This window comes from Bacteroides faecis MAJ27 (assembly GCF_900106755.1).
GTDB lineage: Bacteria > Bacteroidota > Bacteroidia > Bacteroidales > Bacteroidaceae > Bacteroides > Bacteroides faecis.
Genome location: NZ_FNNN01000021.1, coordinates 85737 through 108498, shown reverse-complemented (window position 1 = coordinate 108498; position 22762 = coordinate 85737). Strand labels below are relative to the sequence as shown.

16 protein-coding genes are annotated in these 22762 nt (G+C 45.6%); 1 reads left to right on the top strand and 15 read right to left on the bottom strand.

Going from position 1 to position 22762, the window contains the following annotated elements; all coding sequences use genetic code 11:
* Positions 1-198: 198 nt before the first annotated feature.
* Positions 199-1770 carry a sodium:solute symporter gene (locus BLW31_RS17430; protein ID WP_010537638.1) on the top strand — a complete coding sequence of 524 codons (1572 nt, stop codon included), beginning with the start codon at positions 199-201 and terminating at the stop codon, positions 1768-1770.
* A 49-nt stretch (positions 1771-1819) separates the two neighbouring features.
* On the opposite strand, the gene BLW31_RS17425 is transcribed toward BLW31_RS17430, so the two are convergent.
* The 15 genes from BLW31_RS17425 to BLW31_RS17355 all read right to left on the bottom strand — a co-directional run bounded on the left by BLW31_RS17425 (position 1820) and on the right by BLW31_RS17355 (position 22749).
* Positions 1820-2506 (bottom strand): vitamin B12 dependent-methionine synthase activation domain-containing protein, encoded by a 687-nt coding sequence (locus tag BLW31_RS17425; RefSeq protein WP_010537639.1) that lies wholly within the window; start codon positions 2504-2506, stop codon positions 1820-1822.
* A 28-nt stretch (positions 2507-2534) separates the two neighbouring features.
* The gene (locus tag BLW31_RS17420) at positions 2535-3551 is read right to left on the bottom strand and encodes a uroporphyrinogen decarboxylase family protein (RefSeq protein WP_022302259.1); all 1017 of its coding nucleotides are present in this window, start codon (positions 3549-3551) and stop codon (positions 2535-2537) included.
* A 128-nt stretch (positions 3552-3679) separates the two neighbouring features.
* A complete protein-coding gene (rpiB, locus tag BLW31_RS17415) occupies positions 3680-4114 on the bottom strand; it encodes a ribose 5-phosphate isomerase B (protein ID WP_010537641.1) in 435 nt (144 codons plus the stop codon).
* Positions 4114-6123: a transketolase family protein gene (locus BLW31_RS17410; protein ID WP_010537642.1), complete on the bottom strand. Its 2010-nt coding sequence runs from the start codon at positions 6121-6123 to the stop codon at positions 4114-4116. The genes rpiB and BLW31_RS17410 overlap by 1 nt, the downstream gene beginning before the upstream one ends.
* 176 nt (positions 6124-6299) lie before the next feature.
* Positions 6300-7844: an alpha-N-arabinofuranosidase gene (locus tag BLW31_RS17405; RefSeq protein ID WP_010537643.1), complete on the bottom strand. Its 1545-nt coding sequence runs from the start codon at positions 7842-7844 to the stop codon at positions 6300-6302.
* A gap of 69 nt (positions 7845-7913) precedes the next feature.
* Entirely contained in the window at positions 7914-10322 is a 2409-nt protein-coding gene (locus tag BLW31_RS17400) for a beta-L-arabinofuranosidase (protein ID WP_010537644.1), read from the bottom strand.
* A gap of 104 nt (positions 10323-10426) precedes the next feature.
* Complete coding sequence (locus tag BLW31_RS17395) at positions 10427-12022, bottom strand: xylulokinase (protein WP_010537645.1); 1596 nt, start codon at positions 12020-12022, stop codon at positions 10427-10429.
* A 188-nt stretch (positions 12023-12210) separates the two neighbouring features.
* Positions 12211-13740 carry an L-arabinose isomerase gene (araA, locus tag BLW31_RS17390; protein ID WP_010537646.1) on the bottom strand — a complete coding sequence of 510 codons (1530 nt, stop codon included), beginning with the start codon at positions 13738-13740 and terminating at the stop codon, positions 12211-12213.
* A gap of 80 nt (positions 13741-13820) precedes the next feature.
* Complete coding sequence (locus tag BLW31_RS17385; protein WP_010537647.1) at positions 13821-14171, bottom strand: four helix bundle protein; 351 nt, start codon at positions 14169-14171, stop codon at positions 13821-13823.
* A gap of 48 nt (positions 14172-14219) precedes the next feature.
* On the bottom strand, positions 14220-14903 hold the full coding sequence (locus BLW31_RS17380) for an L-ribulose-5-phosphate 4-epimerase (RefSeq protein ID WP_010537648.1): 684 nt from the start codon (positions 14901-14903) through the stop codon (positions 14220-14222).
* Between the two features lie 5 nt (positions 14904-14908).
* Positions 14909-15586: an NUDIX hydrolase gene (locus BLW31_RS17375; RefSeq protein WP_008760645.1), complete on the bottom strand. Its 678-nt coding sequence runs from the start codon at positions 15584-15586 to the stop codon at positions 14909-14911.
* A gap of 21 nt (positions 15587-15607) precedes the next feature.
* The gene (locus BLW31_RS17370) at positions 15608-17302 is read right to left on the bottom strand and encodes a sodium:solute symporter (RefSeq protein WP_010537649.1); all 1695 of its coding nucleotides are present in this window, start codon (positions 17300-17302) and stop codon (positions 15608-15610) included.
* 25 nt (positions 17303-17327) lie between these two features.
* Positions 17328-18467, bottom strand: coding sequence for an aldose epimerase family protein (locus BLW31_RS17365; RefSeq protein ID WP_010537650.1), 1140 nt, complete (start codon positions 18465-18467; stop codon positions 17328-17330).
* 515 nt (positions 18468-18982) lie between these two features.
* The gene (locus BLW31_RS17360; RefSeq protein WP_010537652.1) at positions 18983-20908 is read right to left on the bottom strand and encodes an arabinan endo-1,5-alpha-L-arabinosidase; all 1926 of its coding nucleotides are present in this window, start codon (positions 20906-20908) and stop codon (positions 18983-18985) included.
* 35 nt (positions 20909-20943) lie between these two features.
* Complete coding sequence (locus BLW31_RS17355; protein ID WP_010537653.1) at positions 20944-22749, bottom strand: RagB/SusD family nutrient uptake outer membrane protein; 1806 nt, start codon at positions 22747-22749, stop codon at positions 20944-20946.
* Positions 22750-22762: the final 13 nt, after the last annotated feature.

Here is a 22762-nt window from a genome sequence, read left to right as displayed (position 1 = left end):
ATTAAATCTGATTTTTACAAAGTTAATACATAAATAAAAAAACTACGAGAAAAATCCCGTAGTTTTCTATTTACACAATCAGATGGATAGTCCCTCTGGTTTTTAACTATATAGTTTATTAAAACCGTGAAATCAGTGTAATCCGTGCCTGAAAGAGAACTATAATTGAACTTACGTTACTTATTTAATACTTGAATTATGCATGTGAAATTTCTGGATACATTGGATTGGGGTATTCTGATTGCCTATTTTCTGATTCTTATCGCCATAGGTGTTTGGGCAAGTTCCAAACGAAAAAAAGGGAGCAGTCTCTTTTTGGCGGAACGTTCTTTGCGATGGCACCACATCGGATTCTCTATGTGGGGAACGAACGTGGGACCTTCCATGCTGATTGCATCTGCCAGTGCCGGGTTTACTACCGGTATTGTCTCGGGCAATTATGCTTGGTATGCGTTTGTCTTTATATGTCTGCTTGCCTTTGTTTTTGCTCCCCGTTATTTGGGAACCCGTGTTTCGACTCTGCCGGAGTTTATGGGAAAGCGGTTCGGGCAGTCTACCCGCAATATTCTGGCATGGTATACAATTGTTACGATATTGATTTCCTGGTTAGCATTGACTTTATTCGCAGGTGGTGTTCTGATTCGTCAGGTATTCGATATACCGATGTGGCAGTCCGCTTTGATCTTATTGATTATTTCGGCATTCTTCACAATGCTCGGAGGATTGAAGGCTGTTGCCTACACGAATGTCTATCAGATGATTCTGTTGATTCTTGTTTCAGCTACACTGGCTATCGTAGGAATCTGTAAGGTTGGAGGTATCTCTGCCTTGACAGATGCTGTTCCGGCAGACTTCTGGAATCTTTTCAGGCCGAATGATGATCCCGCTTTCCCGTGGCTGCCGATTATTCTGGGATATCCTGTGATGGGAGTATGGTTTTGGTGCACGGATCAGTCAATGGTACAGCCGGTATTGGCTGCTAAGAATTTGAAGGAAGGACAGTTGGGAACGAACTTTACCGGTTGGCTGAAAATATTAGATGTTCCTCTTTATATTCTTCCGGGTATCATCTGTCTGGCTTTGTTTCCGCAGTTAGAGAATCCCGATGAGGCGTATATGACTATGGTAACTCATTTATTCCCTGTTGGAATGGTCGGGTTGGTATTGGCTGTATTGACAGCTGCTCTTGTCAGTACTATCGGGTCGGCACTGAATGCTTTGAGTACTGTGTTTACGATGGATATTTATGTGAAGAAGATCAGACCACAGGCCAGGCAAAAGGAGATCATTCGGGTCGGACAGATAGTGACGGTAGTCGGTGCACTGATATCGGTGATTATAACGATAGCCATTGACAGCATTCATGGATTGAATTTATTTAATGTTTTCCAGTCTGTATTGGGGTTCATTGCACCTCCGATGGCAGCGGTTTTCCTTTTTGGCGTTTTCTGGAAGCGTACGACTACTTTGGCTGCTAATGCAGCCCTCACAGTTGGTACGGTATTCAGTATCGGAGTAGGTGTGTTGTATCTATGGGTATTTCCTGCCGACCAGTATGCTGCGTGGCCTCATTTTATGTTATTGTCTTTCTATCTGTTTGTTATTATCGGGATAGGAATGATGGTTATCAGTCTATTGGATAAAACCCCTCAGGCTGAGATATTGAATATGGAGAAGATAGAAGCAAAGCCTGCCCGGATAGTACTTGTCTTATGGGCATTGCTTATCGTGACTATGATAGGGCTTTATATCTTTTTTAATGGTCATTAAAGAAGAATTCTCCGGTAAAAGATGAATCATTCGGTAAAGAATAATAGCTTTATTGGTGTTTTCTTTTGCGATAGCAGTTTTCGTAGGTACACAGTCCGCAAGTATACTCAAGCTTGCGGACATCAGTACCTACACCGATTACACCGCTGACAGATTTGATAGGTATCATGAGGCTGGAATCTGTTAACCGAATGCCGCAAGGAGAAGTGACGGGAAACAATGGAAACAGTTTTTGTTGTTCCGAAACGTGCCATCCACAGTAGCCCGGACTATATCGGTTGGTGTGTTTCCAATTCTTGCTCTGTATATATTCCGCTAAAGCGACTTCCATACAATCAGCTGTCTTTTCTGCGATGACGCTTCCTAATGAATCTGCGATGTATATTTTGACCATATCTCCTTCTTGTTGCAATGTATGCTGGAATTCCTCAAACTCTATTCCGGCAGTAGCTGCAAAAAAAGCAAAAGCTTCTGAACCTCTTAATTGACGGGCGATGGTTTTACCGATAGAGAAAACGGTATCATGCGTATGCAGGGATTCTTTCTCTGTATCAACCGTACCTTCCGTAAGAAAGAAAGTGTATCGTGGACGAAGCCGGGGGATAATGCGTTTTAGCAACGTATGAGTTTCTTCTATCACCATTGGGTCCGGTATAGAATCTTTGTATCCCATCGCTTCATAAATTTCGGACGATGGGATATGTAAGTCTTGATAAGTGAGTTCTTGTTCAAACATCATTAAATAGCATTAGCCGGATTATAGGCTAATTCCGCATTGCATTGAATTCTTCCAATGCAGCATAAAAGGCGTCTATATTGGCTAATGGTGTATAGGGTGGCACATCGCAACCACTCGACAAGACGAAGTTTGGATGTGCGCTGGTAGCTTCCAGAAGTTGAAGAGTTGCTTGTCTCATTTCCTCGGGACTTGACATCTTGAAGAGACTGACCGGGTCAAGATTACCCATCGCAAGAGCATGAACAGGAACTTCTTTTAATGCTTCCTCCATTTTGATTTTATTACCGAAATGATAGGCTGCAGCACCGGTATATACCATAGCTTGCGTACAATTTCCGGTATTTCCGCAATTATGAAGTACAACGGTGAAATGATCATCCTGTACTTTCTCTACTATCTCTTTAACGAATACAGAAGAATATTGCAGGCAATCTTCGTTGGATAACAATCCGGCGGCAGGTTCCGCCATCACAACTCCGTTTACTCCGGTTGCTTTCAGAGCCATGCAATAACGGATAATGAAATCGGTACATTTTCGTAGTAAAGTATTGGCTGCTTCGGGATTGATATAAATCAGCATCATGATTTCGGACATATCATACAATCGTCCCGCTAATGAATAAGGACCGATGCAGCCTGCAAATACCGGACGATCTGTTATATTTCTTGCAGTCAGCATATTCGCTTTAAGGTATTGTGCGATGCGTCCTTTATTCAGTGCCGGTATTTCCAATGCCTCAATAGCTGTTTCGTCTGTCAGCAATCGACCGGATACACTTGGAACTTCATTCTCCGGAAATACGATTTCCGCTCCGAATGTCTCTGCTTCCACTGTTAAATCCATGATAACTGTTGCAGCAGCGGTAGGATATTTATCACAGAGTGCCTTAATCGCTTCATAATGGACTTGTCCGTTTGTTACTGCATCATGAACACTCTTTCCGATAAGCTCAATGCCCGGATGTGTCATGATAGGAATTGCGATCGTTTTTTTATTCTGGATCGTTTGGTCGATCCAGTCTTTCATATTCAGTTTGCCCATAACTTCTGTTTTTAACTTTGTCATATAATAAGACGATGCAATCGCTTTTTTGTAATCAGTATCTACAAATAAAGCTGTTCTCCGAGAAAGAAGAACAGCTTTATCTATATTTAAATTGTTATTAGGCCTTATTTAACAGGAATCTTATCAATACGATTCTGATGACGACCTCCTTCAAACTGTGTCGAGAAGAATTCAGTCAGTATCATGTCCGCTTCTTCTGTGCTGATAAAGCGTCCCGGCATCACAAGAATATTGGCGTCATTATGTTGACGGGCCAAGTGTGCAATCTCTGCATTCCAGCAAAGAGCAGCACGTATTCCCTGATGCTTGTTCAGAGTCATGTTGATTCCGTTTCCACTGCCGCAGATTGCAATACCGGGATAACATTCGCCCGATTCTACTGCGATAGCCAGCGGATGAGCATAATCCGGATAATCTACACTTGCGGTAGAATTAGTTCCGAAATCTTTGTAAGCCCAGCCTTTTACTTCCAGCCAGCCGCGAACATATTCCTTCAGTTCAAAACCGGCATGGTCGCATGCTAATCCGATTGTTTTCATTAAATCATTGCTTTTACCTGGTTATATACGTTCTCGGCAGTAAAACCAAGTTTTTCATCCAATACTGTGTAAGGAGCAGAGAAACCGAAAGACTCCAATCCCCAAATTTTACCGTGGCAACCTACCAAACCTTGAAGAGTAACAGGCAGACCGGCAGTAAGACCGAAAATCTTAGCGTCAGCCGGAAGAATAGATTCCTGATATTCTTTAGACTGGCTGCGGAACAGACCTTCTGATGGAGCAGATACGATACGAACTTTCACACCATCTTTGCGGAGCAGTTCCGTGCCGGCAACCAAAGTAGATACTTCGGAACCTGAAGCTACCAGGATCACATCCGGATTTTCATCAGAACCGGCTACGATATAAGCGCCCTTAGCTGCTTGTTCGTAATCAGTTCCAACCGGCAGGTTGGCGATATTCTGACGAGAGAAGATCAAGCCTGTAGGGGTAGACATATTTTCCATTGCAAGTTTCCATGCAATAGTTGTTTCTTCTGTATCAGCCGGACGAAGTACCAGCATAGAGTTGTGTCCCTTATGATTTTTCAGCTTTTCCATCAGGCGGATTTGAGCTTCCTGTTCTACCGGTTCATGAGTAGGACCATCTTCACCTACGCGGAATGCGTCGTGAGTCCAGATAAATTTCACAGGTTGTTCCATCAAGGCAGCCATACGTATAGCAGGTTTCATATAATCGGAGAATACGAAGAAAGTACCGCAAGCAGCGATCACACCACCGTGGAGTGACATACCGATGCAGATACAAGCCATCGATAATTCGGATACACCGGCTTGGAAGAATGCACCGCTGAAATCACCTTTCTTGAAAGAATGAGTTTTCTTAAGGAAACCGTCAGTCTTGTCAGAGTTGGAAAGGTCAGCAGAAGCAACGATCATATTTTCTACTTGTGTGGCAAGAGCTCCCAGAACGGTTGCAGAAGCAGCACGAGTAGCAGTACCTGCTTTTTGTTCGATAGCAGTCCAGTCTATTTTCGGAGCTTTGCCTGAGAAGAATAATTCCAGCTTAGCGGCCTGTTCCGGATTGGCTTTAGCCCATTCGGCTTTTGCTGCATATCTTTCAGCTACGATTTCTTTTAATTCTGCCGCGCGTTTAGCATACAGTTCGGCAACTTCCGGGAAAATTACGAACGGATTGGTAGGATCACCGCCCAAGTTCTTGATTGTATTTACATAAGCGTCGCCACCGAGCGGAGCACCGTGAGTAGCACAGTTAGCTTCATAGCTGCTGCCGTCTGCCTTGCGTGCGCCTTTGCCCATTACCGTTTTACCGATAATCAGTGTCGGACGTTCTTTTTCAGCCTGCGCTTCTTTGATAGCTGCACGGATTTCGTCCGGATCATTACCATTGATGCTGAGTACATTCCATCCCCATGCTTCATATTTCATGGCGGTATCTTCAACCGTTACATCTTTCGTTTCTGTAGAAAGCTGAATATCGTTGGAGTCGTAGAACATAATCAGGTTGTCGAGTCCCAATGCACCGGCAATACGTCCGGAACCCTGAGAGATTTCTTCCTGAATACCACCGTCGGAGATGTATGCATAAATTGTCTGATTCATTACCTCGTTGAAACGAGCTTTCAGGAATTTAGCTGCGATAGCGGCACCTACGGCGAAAGTATGTCCCTGTCCCAGCGGACCGGAAGTATTTTCAATGCCACGCATGATGTCTACTTCCGGATGTCCCGGAGTAGGGCTTCCCCATTGGCGGAATTCTTTCAGTTCGTCCAGAGTGAATTTACCGGTCAATGCCAAAGTTGAATAGAGCATCGGAGACATATGACCCGGATCAAGGAAGAAACGGTCACGACCTTCCCAACGCGGATTTTCAGGATCGTATACTAGAAACTCAGAGAAGAGTACATTTACAAAGTCAGCACCACCCATGGCGCCACCCGGGTGACCGGAATTGGCTTTCTCAACCATTGAAGCAGCAAGAATACGGATGTTATCCGCTGCACGATTCATAAGTTTATTATCGTTCATATCTTTAATAATTAATAGATTTGCTAGTCTGTCAATGTGCCAATTACTTGGCATATTTCTCATAATGTTGGCAAAGATAGCTCTTTATGTGTAATTAACCATCCAAAAGAGCTATCTTTTTTGTAGGCTTTTTAACAGCCTTCTTGTTTACAATACAGTAAGTATTTACTATTAGGTTACTGTAACTCTAAAGTAACAATTGACTTAGCCGGTAGTTTTACCTTCATAATTCCTTTATTGATTTTTACCTCTTTGAAGGAAGCCGGTTTTACAATATTAGGTTTTTCGAAAGAGTTGTAATCGGTCAGATTAGCAGAAGTCAGGATTTCTCCAATCGCTTTTTTGGCATTTACGTCCGGAAGATTGACTGTGATTTCCTGTGCGTTGTCTGCATCCACGTTGGAGAGAGAAATATGGATCACTCCGTTCTTGTCCTTAGAAGCTGTTGCGCTGACCATAGGAACTGTACGGTTATCGCGTACGTTCATTTTATCGCAAGTCAGGTCGAGTGGAAGATAGGTTGCATCCTGATGCACTTTGTACATCTTAAATACATAATAAGTAGGAGTAAGTACCATATCTTTGTCTTTAGTCAGGATCATAGATTGCAGAACGTTGACTATCTGAGCGATGTTCGTCATTTTCAGACGGTCGGTATATTTGTGGAATACATCGAGACTTAAAGAAGCAACAAAAGCATCACGCAATGTGTTTTGCTGATACAGATGACCTCTGACCGTTCCTGGTTCTTCGTCCCACCAAGTGCCCCATTCGTCAAGCAAAAGGGCAATCTTCTTGTCTTTATCATATTTGTCCATGATGGCACAATGTTTTTTGAGTACATCTTCCACTTCAAGACATTTGCCCATAGTCCAGTAATAATCGTCTTTGTTGAATTGGGTTGCCGCGCCTTTGCTGCCGCTCCATCCTGTAACTGTATAGTAGTGTAAGGATAGACCTTGCATCCGGTGACCGACACGATTCATCAGTACATCCGTCCAGTTATAGTCGTAATCACTGGCACCACTGGCTATCTTAAACAGATGATTACCGTCATAGTTACGGCAATAAGTAGAATAACGGCGATACAGATCGGCATAATATTCAGGGCGCATACTACCGCCACATCCCCAGCTTTCATTTCCTACGCCGAGATATTTTACTTTCCATGCCTTGTCACGACCATTCTTACGGCGCAGGTTTGCCATCGGAGAGTCACCGTCGGAAGTCATGTATTCCACCCATTTAGCAAGCTCTTCTACCGTACCGCTACCTACGTTTCCACTGATATATGGTTCACAGCCCAGCATTTCACAAAGATTCAGGAACTCGTGTGTTCCGAAACTGTTATCTTCAATCGTGCCTCCCCAGTTGTTGTTCACCATCTTCGGGCGATTTTCTTTGGGACCGATTCCGTCCATCCAGTGATATTCATCGGCGAAGCAGCCGCCCGGCCAGCGAAGAACAGGAACGGACAACTCTTTTAATGCATTGAATACGTCTGTCCGGTATCCTTTGATATTAGGAATATCCGAATTTTCGCCTACCCAAAGACCACCGTAGATACATGAGCCCAGGTGTTCGGCAAATTGACCGTAGATTTCCTTCGGGATGATTTCTTTGCCTTGGTCGGCATGTACAGTGATGGTAGCATTCTTTTGTGCAGAAAGAGATACGGAGGCTGCCAGAAAGGCCGTGCTGACTAATAGTTTTGCTTTCATAAATGGAATTTGTTTAAATGGTTATATAGATGTTTGATTTTTATAATGGTCATTTTCTCATTCTTACGCTTATTTCAACAGACGTACTTCGTAAATGGCAGAGGTCCACTCTGTACCATCCGGCTTCAAAAGAATCTCACAACTTCCTGCTTTTAATTTTTGAGGCAGAAGATAGTTGAGCGTGATAAAGCCGTCTTTGTCAGCTTTGCTGATAGTCGGAGTAAGGGTTAGTCTCTCGTTATTCAGTAAGATCATTGTCTTATTCCGATCCTCTTTTCGTATGGTCAGCATTAATTGACTTGCTTCTTTTTTTACTTTCAGATTGTAGCTGAACCACTTTTTAGCACGACGGAAATGGCGGTCTTTATGGGTTCCGGTCTCAGATTCTTCATATTGAATCCCATGATCGGATTCCGGTTGCTGTTCACCGGGGAAGATTAAGTCGACTGTCTGGTTAGCCAATTCTGTCGCCTTTCGCTCGGCTGTAGCCATTTCTTCCTGAATCGCCTTGAATTGCTCTTCACTGGTTTGGCGGAAATAAACAGCATAACGGGAATTATGCAGGCGGAAGAATGGAACAAGTTCTAATGGTTTACCCATCTGTGCCGGGTAAATATTACCATCATAGCTGAAAGCTAATTTGTTTCCGTTCAGTTTATGAAGAGAAGTACGGATAGAGACGGGATTTCCAATCAACATCGGAACCTCTTGCAAAGGAATCTGTTTGCCGTGAGCAATATGGCCGCCACGGCTGTCGTCTGCATAGATGCCGTCAAGATGTTCCGTTCCTGTAGAAGCTGCCAGAACGATGGGGCCATACAGGAAAGCATAGTAATCTTTCTTGTCCGGAATTTGTTCCAGGCTGACCTCCATCGGCAGATTGAAGGTGATCACATCTCCTTTTTTCCATTTACGATGGATGGGTAGGTAAGTACTGACTCCCGGACGTATGGCATACTTCTTTTTCTGACCGTTGATCGTGATTGCATAATCTTTAGAACTTCCTGCCCATCCTGGTATACGAATCATTAATGTCAGTTTCTTTTTAGATGCTTTATCTATTCGTAAGGTTACTTTTCCATCATCGGGAAAGAGGGTTTCCTGTGTTAATGTCACACCCTGTTCTTTCCAGTTCAGTTGTGAAGGAATAAAAAGATTGACGTAAAGTGTATCTTGCCGATGTGCATAAATAAACTCACCATACTTAGTGTGATTTTCCAGACCTGATCCTACACAGCACCACATCGATGTTTCCGGTTGCGAATAGACCCGGTAATGCCCGGGACGCATTGGAGTAAAGTAGACGAATCCGCCTTTATCCGGTTCTTGTGATGACAGGATATGATTGTAGAGTGCACGTTCATAATAATCTACATAACGTGGGTCCGGTTTGTTGGAGTTGTCAACGTCTCCGGAGTTCTGATAAAGCATTTTGGTCAGCCGGAGCATGTTGTAAGTATTGCAAGTCTCCGGTCCCTGAACGTCATTCAGCATAGACGTAAAGTTGTCCGATGGATGAAAATGTTCGCGTACGCTATTCCCGCCGATACACACGGAACGGTGATTGACTACGGTATTCCAAAAGAAACGGGCTGCATGATCCCATTCTGCTGCATGATTCCAGTCTTTGTCATCCTTTGAAACTTCGGCTACCCGTTTGTATCCGATTACTTTAGGAATTTGTGTGTTAGCATGCATTCCGTTTAACCTGTCTTCGTCTTTGATAAGCGGGTCGAGAATGACTTTATGAGAGAAACGGCGTGCCAGTTCCAGGTATTTCTTATCGCCTGTTATTTCCGCTACATCCGCAAACGTTTCATTTAAGCCGCCGTGTTCACTGCGGAGCATATCCTGCATTTGGCTGTCGCTAAGACCGGAAGTAATATCAATCATCCAGTCGGTGAGATCAATCAGCATCTGACGTGCCAGATCGCTGTGGGCATACAGGTAAGCGTCCCGCAGTCCGGCATACGTTTTGTGTATATTATAGAGGGGTACCCATTTGCCGTTTAAGCTGAAGCCTCCGGCACGAATGTCACCCGCTTTGATTTCTTTCCAAAGTTGGAGGCTACCGGGTGTTCCTCCGATAAATCCTGTGCCGACAGCTTGCTGTGCACGGTGTAGTTCGTTGAGCATATAGTTGAGACGGTGGTATATCGCCGTATCTCCGGTGGCGGCATACATCATGGAAAGTGCGGAAAGGTAATGTCCGCCGATGTGGCCGTCCAGTCCTGTATTCTCCCAGTTGGTATAGCTTGGGGCTTTGGGTGTCAGTCCGGCTTCGCGAAGGAAAGGAGCCGATAATCTGTCCGGATCGAGAGCTAAGATATAATGTAAATCAGTCTGTTGAGCTTGCAGAAAAGGACTGCTTAATAACTTCACATCTTGAAGGGAAAAGTAAGAGACCTGATGGTTCGTCTGGGCTTTTCCGATGGAGATGGATATAATAAGGGCAAGTATGAACGAGGTGGTTTTCATGATAATAGCTTCCCCCTGACCCCCTCCAAAAAGGAGAGGGAATGAGGATATTTATGTTAATACTAAATTCAGGGAAAGGGGGAGAAAGGTCTCCGTGAAGCCGCTTATTTGAATTTGACGGCTGCTTCTTCTATAGGCAAACCTGCCTTGTAGCTTTCGATGTATGTGTTGAAGCCGGCTACATCTTCGGGGGTGGGTGATACCTCGACACCAGCATCGCTGACAAATACACTTTCATCCAGGAAATCGGCAAGAGATTGACCCTTTTTATTGTTTACCAGGTAAGAACCCAGCAGGGCAATTCCCCATGCACCGCCTTCACCGGCTGTTTCCATAACAGATATGGGCGAGTTGATGGCTGCTGCAAGTACTCTTTGACCGACTCCTTTGGTTCTGAACAATCCTCCGTGGCCTGTGATTCTGTCGACTTTGATCTTTTCTTCGTTGAACAAGATGTCGTTGCCAATCTTGAGAACTCCGACTGAGGCGTACAAATGAGCCCGCATAAAGTTTGCAAGGTTGAACTTGTCATTGGCCGAACGTACGAACAAAGGTCTTCCTTCGGCAAGTCCCGTTACAGGTTCACCTGAAATGTAGTTGTAGGAGAGGAGACCACCGCAATCGGTATCACCGGTGAGGGCAATGTTATAAAGTTTGCCGTAGAGTTCATCCATATCTACAGGTATACCCAGAAGTTCCTGGTATTCTTTGAACAGGTTGACCCATGCGTTAAGATCCGAAGTACAGTTGTTGCAATGTACCATGGCTACGAGGTTTCCGTCGGGAGTGGTGACCATGTCGATCATTTCGTATGGCTTCGACAATTCTTTTTCCAATACGATCATAGAGAAAGAAGAAGTACCTGCCGATACGTTGCCGGTGCGTTGCTTGACGGCGTTGGTTGCTACCATGCCGGTGCCTGCGTCTCCTTCCGGCGGGCAGACCGGTATTCCTGCCTTCAGATAACCGGATGCATCAAGCTTTTTACAGCCTTCCGGTGTGAGGACACCGGCATTTTCACCAGCCGACAATACTTTGGGCAGAATGTCTTCCAGTTTCCAACTGTATTCTTTCGAAGCAATCAGATTGTCGAATTTGGCCACCATTTCGGCGGAATAGTTGTTGGTAGTCGGATCTATGGGGAGCATACCCGATGCGTCACCAATGCCCAACACCTTTTCGCCTGTTATCTGCCAATGTACATAACCTGCAAGAGTTGTCAGGAACTTGATGTCTTTGACGTGCGCTTCGTTGTCCAGAATAGCCTGGTACAAATGAGAAATGCTCCATCTCAAAGGGATGTTATAGACAAATAATTCGGATAATTCTGCCGCAGCACGGCCTGTATTGGTATTTCTCCAAGTGCGGAAAGGCACGAGGATTTCTTCTTTTTCATTGAAAGGCATGTAACCATGCATCATGGCGCTGACACCGATGGCTGCCAGAGTTTCGATCTCTGTGTCGTATAATTTCTTCACGTTGGAGCGGAGGTCGGTGTAGCAATCTTGCAGTCCGGACCAGATGGCATCAATGCTGTAAGTCCAAAGTCCGTTGACCAGTTGATTTTCCCATGTGTGGCTGCCTTGAGCGATAGGTTTGTTTTCCTGGTCAATCAGAACAGCTTTTATTCGTGTAGAACCGAGTTCTATGCCAAGGATGGCTTTACCTGTCTCTATGGTTGATTTTGCATCTAATTTCATGTTGAAACCGATATTTTAAGGTATAACAATAAGTGTGGAGAACAAAAACTGAGTCTGCTTTCAAAAGGCGGAAGTGTCTTTAACTCGGGTTGAATTAAAAGTCGCCAGTATCCATACTGTGTGTGACTAAAAAGTCGGTACCAATGGAGATGGTACCGATTTTTTTAAGTGGACTCAGTGATTGGTTTTTAGCAAAGCGCTTTGTTCAGCATGTAATATACTTCATTCATGCGAAGTTCTTTCTTGAAGCAGCTGATAGTCGTATCTTTATTGATATGTACCATTTCGATGCCTGCGATTTCTGCATAATCTTCCCAGTATTCTGCTGTCAGGTCGTATGAGAAGCAAGAGTGGTGAGTTCCACCGGCCAGAATCCATGCGCCTGCACCTACTTCGAGGTTAGGCATCGGAATCCAGAGTGCGGAAGCAACCGGCAATTTCGGAAGTGGTTTCGGTTCGATACATTCTACATCGTTTACGATCAGACGGAAACGGTTACCCATATCCACTACAGTTGCGGTGCAGCCTGTTCCTGTCTTTGAAGTGAACACAAGACGGGCAGTCTGGCTCTTACGGATACCTATGCCGAGGAAGTGTACTTCCAGACGAGGCTTGTTAGCTGCGATAAGCGGACAGATCTCCAACATATGTGACTGTAGGATAGAACTGTTGGCACCATCAAAGTTCAGTGTATAGTCTTCGAGGAATGAACAGCCTTTCGGAAGTCCTTGATTCATTACCCATACAGTACGATAAAGAGCAGCCGATTTCCAGTCGCCTTCAGCACCGAATCCGTAGCCTTCTGCCATCAGGCGTTGAGAAGCCAGTCCCGGAATCTGATCGAAATAGCTACCGTCAGTCTGACCCAGATCGTCAAAGTTGGTAGTGAATCCTTTGGCGCCTTTCGCTTTGAGGATAGCACGGAGAGCCAGTTCGGCTTTGGCAGCATTCCATACTTTCTGATAAGCTTCGGTTGATTTGTCTTCCAGAGAAGCGTCGTGATCGTAATCATTGAAGTAAGTAGCTACCAAAGCATCTACATCAGCATCTTTGATTTCTTTGTGATATTCCATCAGTTCGCTTGCCGGACAGTAATCCACATGATAGCCCATGCGTTGTTCTGCTTCTACCTTGTCACCATCGGTTACGGCTACATTATTCATCTGATCGCCGAAACGGATGATCAGCATATCCTGAGAGTCAGCCCAACCTGCGCAAACACGCATCCAGACAGCAATCTTATGCAATGTTTCTTCTTCTTTCCAGTAGCCTACCACTACTTTGCGACGGATGCGCATACGGGTACAGATATGTCCGAACTCGCGGTCGCCGTGAGCTGACTGGTTCAGATTCATAAAGTCCATATCCATTGTATCCCAAGGAATTTCCTTGTTGAACTGAGTATGCAGGTGCAGCAATGGTTTCTTTAATTGTTGCAGACCATGAATCCACATTTTAGCAGGAGAGAAAGTATGCATCCAAGTGATGACGCCTACACATTTGTCATCGTTGTTGGCTGCTTTGAATACAGCTTCCACCTCTTTAGAAGAGTTGGCCGTTCCTTTGTATACTACTTTAACAGGAAGTTTGCCCGATTCATTCAGACCGTTAACCATTTCGTTAGAGTGTGCGTCTACTGCGATTACTGCATCACCTCCGTACAAGAGCTGTGCTCCTGTTACGAACCATACTTCATACTGATCAAATACGTTATTCATAATTTATTGAATTGACAATTGACAATTGACAATTGACAATGAGAGAATGTCGAAAGTCAAATGGCAATTGCGGGTTATTATTAATAGTTTTTTGTTGTTTTAATTATAGATATTAATAATTTGTTTATTTCTGTGCTGTCATTATTGATGCTCTCATATTGTTCCCGAGTGATATACTCTGTTCTAATCAATAATTCCAGCCAATACTCTGTTTCGTTCGCTTCCTTAAGTGCTATATTCAACTTATTAATAAAATCAGCCCGACTTTGTGCTTGCTCAGCCTCACGAATATTGGCACCAATACTGGTCCCGGATCGCAATATTTGCTTACTCATCACAAACTCCTTTTGTTCATTTACTAAAAACTTATATAAATTCACAATCCGAACAGCGAACTCCAAACTTTTATCTTTTACTACATTATCCTTCATGTCCTCTCGCATTAATTGTCAATTGTCAACTGTCAATTGTCAATTATTTTATTGTCCGTAGTAAGCGTTCGGACCATGCTTGCGGCTGAAGTGTTTCTCTATCAGCAGCGGGTTCATTGTTAAATTCGGATTTACAGCATAGGCAATACTTGCCATTTTGGCAACTTGTTCCATCACTACTGCATTGTGTACTGCATCATGTGCATCTTTTCCCCAAGAGAAAGGCCCATGATTCTTGACCAATACTCCCGGTGTATGTACAGGGTTCAGGCCTTCGAAACGTTTTACGATCACGTTTCCGGTTTCCAGTTCATAGGCACCTTTTACTTCAGCTTCCGTCATGTCCGCTGTGCAAGGGATGGCATCATGGAAATAATCAGCGTGAGTTGTTCCGATATTAGGAATGTCACAACCGGCTTGCGCCCATGCGGTAGCATAAGTAGAGTGGGTGTGTACCACTCCGCCGATTTCGGGGAATGCTTTGTAGAGTACCACGTGAGTAGGAGTATCTGAGGATGGCTTCAGCCGTCCTTCGACGACTTTGCCATCCAGGTCCACTACTACCATATCTTCCGCTTTCATATCATCATAACTGACTCCACTGGGTTTGATGACTACCAGTCCCGTCTCGTGGTCGATGGCAGAAACATTTCCCCATGTGAAGATGACTAATCCATGCTTCACCAATTCGAGATTGGCATGAAATACTTTTTCTTTCAGTTCTTCCAGCATATTGATTATAATTTAAATTTCGGGTCCTTGCGGTAGGCTTTGCCGTTGAATTTATACAAGGCTGCACCCCGTTTGGAACCCAGTTTATCTATTTTATCCGTCTTTTCGATAAAGTCCATTTCTGCGACACGCTTGCGGAAATTCCGTTTGTCCATCGGTTCGCCGTAAATAGCTTCGTAGAGACTTTGCAGTTGGGACAGTGTGAACAGCTTCGGCAACAGGTTGAATCCGATAGGCTCGACAGATGCTTTCTGTTTCATCATCTCCCGTGCTTTATCGACCATCTCCGGATGGTCGAAAATCAGTGCGGGGAGTTCGTTGATGTTTACCCAGTAAGCATTGTGCTTCTGAACCAGTTCGCGGTCGTACTCATTGATGTTGATCAGCGCATAGTAGGCAATCGAAACTACCCTTTCGCCCGGATCGCGGTCGATGGCGCCGAAGGCTCCCACCTGTTCCATGTATACGTTTTCCAAACCTGTAAGTTCAGCTAGTACACGTTTGGCAGCATCGTCCACGCTTTCGTCTTTTTGCACGAATCCTCCCATCAGTGACCATTCGCCCATTGCCGGTTCGAAGTTTCTCTTCAGCAGCAGCAGGCTTATTTCGCCTTCATTAAAACCGAAGATGATGCAGTCGATACCGAGATAGAAGGTAGGATTCGAACTATAATAGTTTTTCATCGTTTGAATGAATTTATTTAATTACCAGAAATACCAGTAGAAAGCAGCAGTGATAGCAAGGATGATTGCTGTATGAATAATATCCCAGTGATCCCAGCTTGCACGGGTAGCTGCTTTTTGTTCTTTAGTAGCTGTGCCGAATACCAGTCCCTGAATCTTTTCCGCTGTCGGAGCTTCCGTGGCAAGGCTGACTACAATAACTACGATGATACAGAACAGGAACATCCATCCGCAGAAGAACAGCCAGTTCATATCGTAGAATAAATATTTGAAGGTAGAATCTGCCACTTCACCTGCGTTACTGTAATATACTTTGGCACCCAGACGAGTCAGACCGATGACCATACCGGCGATCAATCCCCACATACCACCTTGGGCAGAAGTACGTTTCCAGCAGATACCCAGCAGGAAGGCAGCGGCAATACCCGGAGCCAATACAGACTGAACATCCTGCAAATAAGTATAAAGTACGTCACCTACGCTACGCATGATAGGAATCCAGAGAATACCGAGGATTACGATCACTACAGTTGCTATCTGACCGATACCTACCAGTTTCTTTTCCGGAGTCTCCGGACGGAAGCGTTTGTAGAAGTCGATTGTAAACAACATGGCAGATGAGTTGAACAGTGAAGCCAGCGAACTCATCAAGGCAGCGAGGATACCGCATACTACCAGACCTTTCACACCGGCAGGAAGCAATTTAGCTACCAGGGTAGGGAAGGCGGCGTCAGCGTTGGCAGTACCATTGGCAAGCATCGGGAGGAAACCTTCGCCACCGGCACCGATATATTTTTGATGTAATGCGAAAGCAATCATACCCGGAATCAGGAACAGGAATACAGGCAACAGCTTCAGGTAAGCACCGAAGATAGTACCGCGACGGGCTTCTTTTTCATTCTTTCCCGAAAGTACACGCTGTACGATGAACTGGTCAGTACACCAATACCAGAAACCGATAATGGCAGAACCGATCAAAGCACCCAGCCAAGGGAAGTTCGCGTCATCATTGCTACGGATCAGGTTGGTCATGGCATCGCCGTAATCATTGACCGTAACGGCTCCGCAAACTCTCATCATTTCGTCCCAGCCTCCCAGTTCTTTGAAACCGAGAACAAGGATAATCAATGAGCCTAACAGAAGAATCGGAGTCTGAAGTACAGAAGTATAAAGTACCGACTTCATACCACCGAAGATCGTATATAGTGCAGTGAGAACAACCAGTCCGATGGCAGCAATCCAAAAGAAGTCAATTCCCCAGAGTTCTTTGATACCGAATACTTGCTGGAATACCAGACCTCCGGCATATACTGTAACCGCTACTTTGGTCAATACGTAACTTACCAGAGAAATGACCGATAAGATGGTACGTGACTGAGGATTGTAACGGCGTTCCAGAAATTCCGGCATCGTGTATACCATGCTTCGTGAATAGAAAGGTACGAATACCCATCCCAGAATCAGGATCATCCATCCCTGAATTTCCCAGTGAGCCATCGCCATACCGCTTGAAGCTCCTGCTCCCGCCAGGCCGATCAAGTGTTCCGAACCGATGTTTGATGCGAAGATAGAGGCACCGATCGCAAGCCATGTTGCGTCACGTCCGCCTAAGAAATAATCTGCCGAGTCATTTTGTTTTTGTCTGACTACCCAAACAATAATACCTATCAGAGCCAAAAAGAAGACTCCAATTACTAGCCAATCTAATGCTTCCACAATAAATTTGATTTATAAGTTAATATTATTTCTCTATCGAGAATTTAAAGATACATTCGCTGTTGTACGTTTGTCCCGGTTCCAGCACAACGGACGGCCAGTCGGCTTTGTTGGGGCTGTCGGGGTAGTGTTGTGTTTCGAGGCAGACAGAAGCACGTTGGTTGTAAACGATACCTTTCTTTCCGCTTACGGTTCCGTCGAGGAAGTTACCTGTGTATACCTGAATACCCGGTTCGTTGGTATATACTTCCAGTGTGATTCCGGTTTCGGGAGACGTCAGTCTGGCAGCTACCTGAGAGATGTCACCCTTGGTGTTGAGCACCCAGTTGTGGTCGTATCCGTTGCCGTTCTTCAGTTGGACGAAGTCGTAGTTGTTGATATCTTTGCCTACCGCTTTCGGAGTAGTGAAGTCCATCGGAGTATCTTTGACCGGAGCGATTTCGCCGGTTGTCATGAAGGTGCTGTCTACCGGAGTATAGTAATCTGCATTTACATACATGATGTTGTCTGTCGATGTTTTTGACGGATCACCAGCCAGATTGAAGTAAGAGTGGTTGGTCATGTTGATGATTGTCTTTTTGTCGGTAGTAGCGCTGTATTTGATATCGATGGCATTGTCATCTGTCAGTTGATAGGTTACTTTAGCAGTCACATTTCCGGGGAAATTCGCGTCACCGTCCGGAGAGATAAGAGTCAGTTCCAATGTTGCCGGATCGATAAGGTTGGCTTCGTATACTTGGTATTGCCATCCTTTCGGACCTCCGTGCAGACAGTGGCCAAAGTTGTTTTGCGGCAGTTGGATGGTATCTCCGTCCAGTACAAAACGCCCTTGGTTGATGCGGTTGGCGTAACGGCCGATAGAAGCACCGAAATCACTGGGTACATTAATATAATCAGCAATGCTGTCAAAACCTAAAACTACATCCTGCATCTTACCGTTTTTGTCGGGCACCATGATGGATACGATACGTCCGCCAAAGTTAGTGATGCATACTTCCATACCCGCCTTATTCTTTAAGGTATAAAGAGCTGTTTGGGCATTGTTCACTTCTGTTTGAAATTTTGCCGGGTCAAGACCGGATAAAGTCAGCTCGGAAGCCGGCTTGTTATTGCACGCGGCAAGCATCAGCGCGGCAATTCCTGCAAGTAGAAAATGTTTTTTCATGGTTTTATTTTTAATGTAAATGAGATGCTTATCTTATTTTGGGTGTAAAAGTAACACTTTTGTTTGGTGTATCAAATACACTTGTATATGTTGTGCAACATAAAAGGATAAGAACTTTACTGTTACGTATAAAACTATCGCATGTTCCCATCTTCGGAGCGGGATCGTTGTATTGCATTTTCTCTTTCTATATAGAGCTGGATAGTTTCTAGGGCTTGGAACCAGAGTTTCACCAGCTTGAAACTAAAGTTTCTTCAGCTTGAAACTAAAGTTTCCTCTGCTTGAAACTAGAGTTTCATCCGCTTGGAACCGTTGGTTCCGGCATATGGAAACGAATGGACCTACGCATGACCTGTCGGCAAAGTCCGGTAGATATAGCAGCACTGTGACGGCAAAAATTGCCATCACAGTGCTGTCACTGGTTGCTGTCACAGCTTTACTTCTTCATTATAAGCGAGTTATGCTCTGTTTTGTGACGGTGACAGCAAAACACATATTTATTTTTCTATAGAGAGTTATTGGAGTTTCTTCCCCCAATATGTCTTTTGATTACCTTGGGCCGCATACACAATCGTATGTGTCCGCGGACTGGCTTCCCAGTCGACTTCGCGTTGCAGATAGAGTACTACTCCGGCGCTTGTCGTGATGGTTTGAGTCGCTGCATCAAATGTCCATGTAGCATTTTTCCAGCTGCCGGAAGTTATCTTATGCGTGTCGAGATCATAGGTCATCGTTTCGGAAGTCCGTTGGGTGCCTGTATTGTTGGTCAATGCCAGATGTTCCCAGTCTCCCGCTATTTCATTTTCCGTGATAGGTGCTTGCGGAACGGCTCCGTAACGTTCGGGCATAACGAGAGGCCATCCGTTGGCATCCCAGCGGATGCTGCGTACATGTCCCATCATGATGGCGTTGGAGTATTCATTGCCGCCTACGTTCACGGGGAAACGTCCTTGTGAAGTATAGAACCAGTTGCCGGCTCCGTCATCGAAGATGCCGCAATGGGAAATTCCTACCCAGCCGTAGCTGTTGTCGAACCGGTAAGGAGCAGTCAGTATCGGATATAGTTGCGCGCTTCCCATAGCGGAATTTCCGTGTATGTCTACATAAGGACCGTCGATGTTTCTGGAACGGCAGACACGTGTGTTGTATTCTACCGACAGTGAACCGTAAGCCAGGAACAGATAGTAATAACCGTCCCGATAGATCACTTCGGGACCTTCGGATGCCTGCCAGCGGCTGGTGCCACGTGTGGCGATTATCTTTCCATAACCCGAATTGTCTTCCCCTGTGATGTTCCAGGGATTTCCCAAAGCATTCAACGGCTTGCCGTCTTCCGGATTTACCTGCAGGGCAGCGATACCGCTGTGCCATGAACCATAGATCAGCCAGTGTTCGCCATTTTCCGTTATTATATAAGTAGGGTCTATCGCATTGATTTTAAAATACCCTTCCCAGTCATTGATGCTGCTGCGCCCATAATCCGTCTTTCCCTTATCGCTGGCAGAGCAGACAACGAATCCTTTGTCTTCCCATATATTACTTGCTGGATCGGAAGTTTCCATCAGTCCGATAAACGCGCGTTCGGTCCATGAACCGTCAAAGTTGCCGTTGTTCTCAATTTCCGGTTTTCCGGTTTGGATGTAGTTCGTGATTATGATGGAATAATACATACGGTATTTTCCGTTCGATACTTTTCGTGCAACAGGTGCCCAGTATCCGTAAGACGGATTGTCAATCGGTTCCAGTCCCATCTCCTGACGGTAGGCATTCAGCTTTTCTTTGATCCATGTCGGGGGTGTTTCACTCATAGTTGCTCCCAGGTACTCCCAGTTTACGAGGTCTTTGGAACGCCTTGCGTGGAAGTGTCCGTTTCCGCTGTGCGCGTTTCCGTAAGAAGCGTCTGTCTGATACATATAGTAATATCCGTCATCGGCTTTCATTACCGTAGGGTCGTGTACGTTGGCAAGGTTCCAGTCATAACGGTTGCTCCAGGCTGAGAAACTTGTGTAGTCGTCTACATACGTGGGTGCTTCGTACGCTGCCAGTTCATCGCTCAGTGTCTCGGCGGGAGTCGTGAAAGAAGTTTCCTCCGAGTATCTGGGCTCTTCGTTGTAAAGGGTGACAAAGGCTCTTACGTAATACGTCGTCTGTGGAGTCAGGCCGGTCAGGGTCGTACTGATTTCCGATCCTCTGACTTCGGAGGTCGTGTCATAAATGTCCGGATGGGATGCCGTGCCATAACAGAATCCCCGTTTGACGATATTCACTCCTTCCGTTCCGCTGATATTGGCGGATAAGGTTGCTTTGTTGTACCCCACATTCGTATATGCCGGCGTTGTGATGCTTAAAGCTCCTGATGCGGAGTTTTCATCATCGTCACTGCACGCTGCCAGAGCGAGCGTGCAACAGAGTAGAAGATAGATGGTCTTTAAGTATTTCATATCTCAGTCTTTCTTTTTTTAGATTGTTTTGATGTTTATTCGTTAGAAGCGCTTCCGGTGTCCCATCCCGGATTCTGTCCCAGATTGGGTGCCCGTTTCACTTCGTTGGCAGGTATCGGGAAGTAGTAACTCTTGGGATTGACAAACGTGCGTGAATTGACCGTTTCTGCCAGTCCGAAGGTATAGGAGGGAGTATCTGCGCTGCCGGTGACTTTCACTCCATAAAGATTCAGCAACTGGTTGTAACGGGGCTTTCCGGTTTCTCCCGTAGAGGTTACATTGTCATATAGTTTCCAGCGGCGTACATCGAAGAAACGATGATCTTCGAAAGCCAGTTCGATGCGTCTTTCGTTGCGGATACGTTCGCGGAGTTCACTTTGCGACATATCTGCGTAGGCCGGCATACCGGCACGGGCGCGTATCTCATTGATATAACTGTATGCCTTGGCAGGACCTTCCGCTTCATTATAGGCTTCGGCGGCATTCAGCAGAATTTCGCCATAACGGAAAATCATCCATGCGTGAGGATAGGTGGCCGGTTCTTTGCAGGATATGTTATTCACGTACTTTTTCAGATAGTATCCGGTGTAGGTACCTCCCATGGCTGAGGTGTAATCCACTCCTTTGTCCGCATCCGAGTTGTAGCGTACGTCGATGGCACGTCTTTCTTCTTTGTCGGCACGTCCCCACATCATGCCTTGATAGAAGATGGTTTGTGCCAGACGCGGGTCACGGTCTTTATACGGATTGGCGGCATCGTAGGTACTGCCGTTCTCATCGATCCGTTTGCCGTTGCTCATTTCGTAAGCGTCCACCAGATTCTGTGTCGGGTTGGTACGTCCGTTTCCGGAGAAAGAACCGGTAAAGCCTACCGGCAGGAATACTTTTTCTACCTGATTGGTATTCCATACGGAGCGTGCAAGGATAATTTCATTGTTGTATACCGGATTGGTCGTGAAACATTCGTAATAGTCATTCTCCGGATTTCCCGTATTGTACAGTCGGTAAGGATAACTTTGCTTGTTATTCTGAGTGATGAAGTCGGCTGCTGCCTGCGCCGCATTCGCCCAGTATGCGGTGTTGCCGTCCGGATTGTTCAGTTTGGAAGCACGGTAGAGCAGGGCTCTTGCCTTTAAAGCATAAGCGGCGGCTCCGTTGACACGTCCCCAGTTGGATGCTTCATCGCTGTAGCGGAAGGGAAGCTGGTTTTTGATCTGGTCGCATTGGTCGGCTACCCATTCAAGTGCTTCGGCAGCGGGAGTACGGGACATGTTCATTGCCGAAGGATCGGACAAGTCGAAGATGATCGGTTCGCCGGATTCATCTTCCGCAATGACAGGGGCAGCGCCGAACCAGCAGATTAAGTCGAAATGGAAGATAGCGCGAAGCAGTCTGGCTTCTGCGCAGTAACGGTCGTAAAGGCGGTTGTCGTCGCCGTCCTTCACCGTATTTCCTACTACGGATGCCTTGGCGTTCTTCAGAAACATATTACATTTCCGAATCCCGTATAAGTCGGTGTTCCAGAAGCCCAGCAGGGGATGGTCGCCGGCGGTGTATCCGTCGCTGCCGATCTTTGTATAATAATGAAGTCCCCAGCAGGTCACTGCATTGTCCGTCATACAGTCACGTGAAGCACCTGTGAACTGGTCGTCCGACAATGGCGCCAGCCCATCCGGCAGATTCGTGTAGATGTTGGCGAGGAACTCGCGTGTCAGGTTCTGGTTATTGAACACTTTCTTCTCAGACAAGGAGGCATCGTACTCTTTGTCGAGGTAGTCGCTGCACGAACTGCCTGCGAGTGCGAGGACCAGAGTAGCTATATAAGTTGATATTCTTTTCATAATTCTTTGCTGT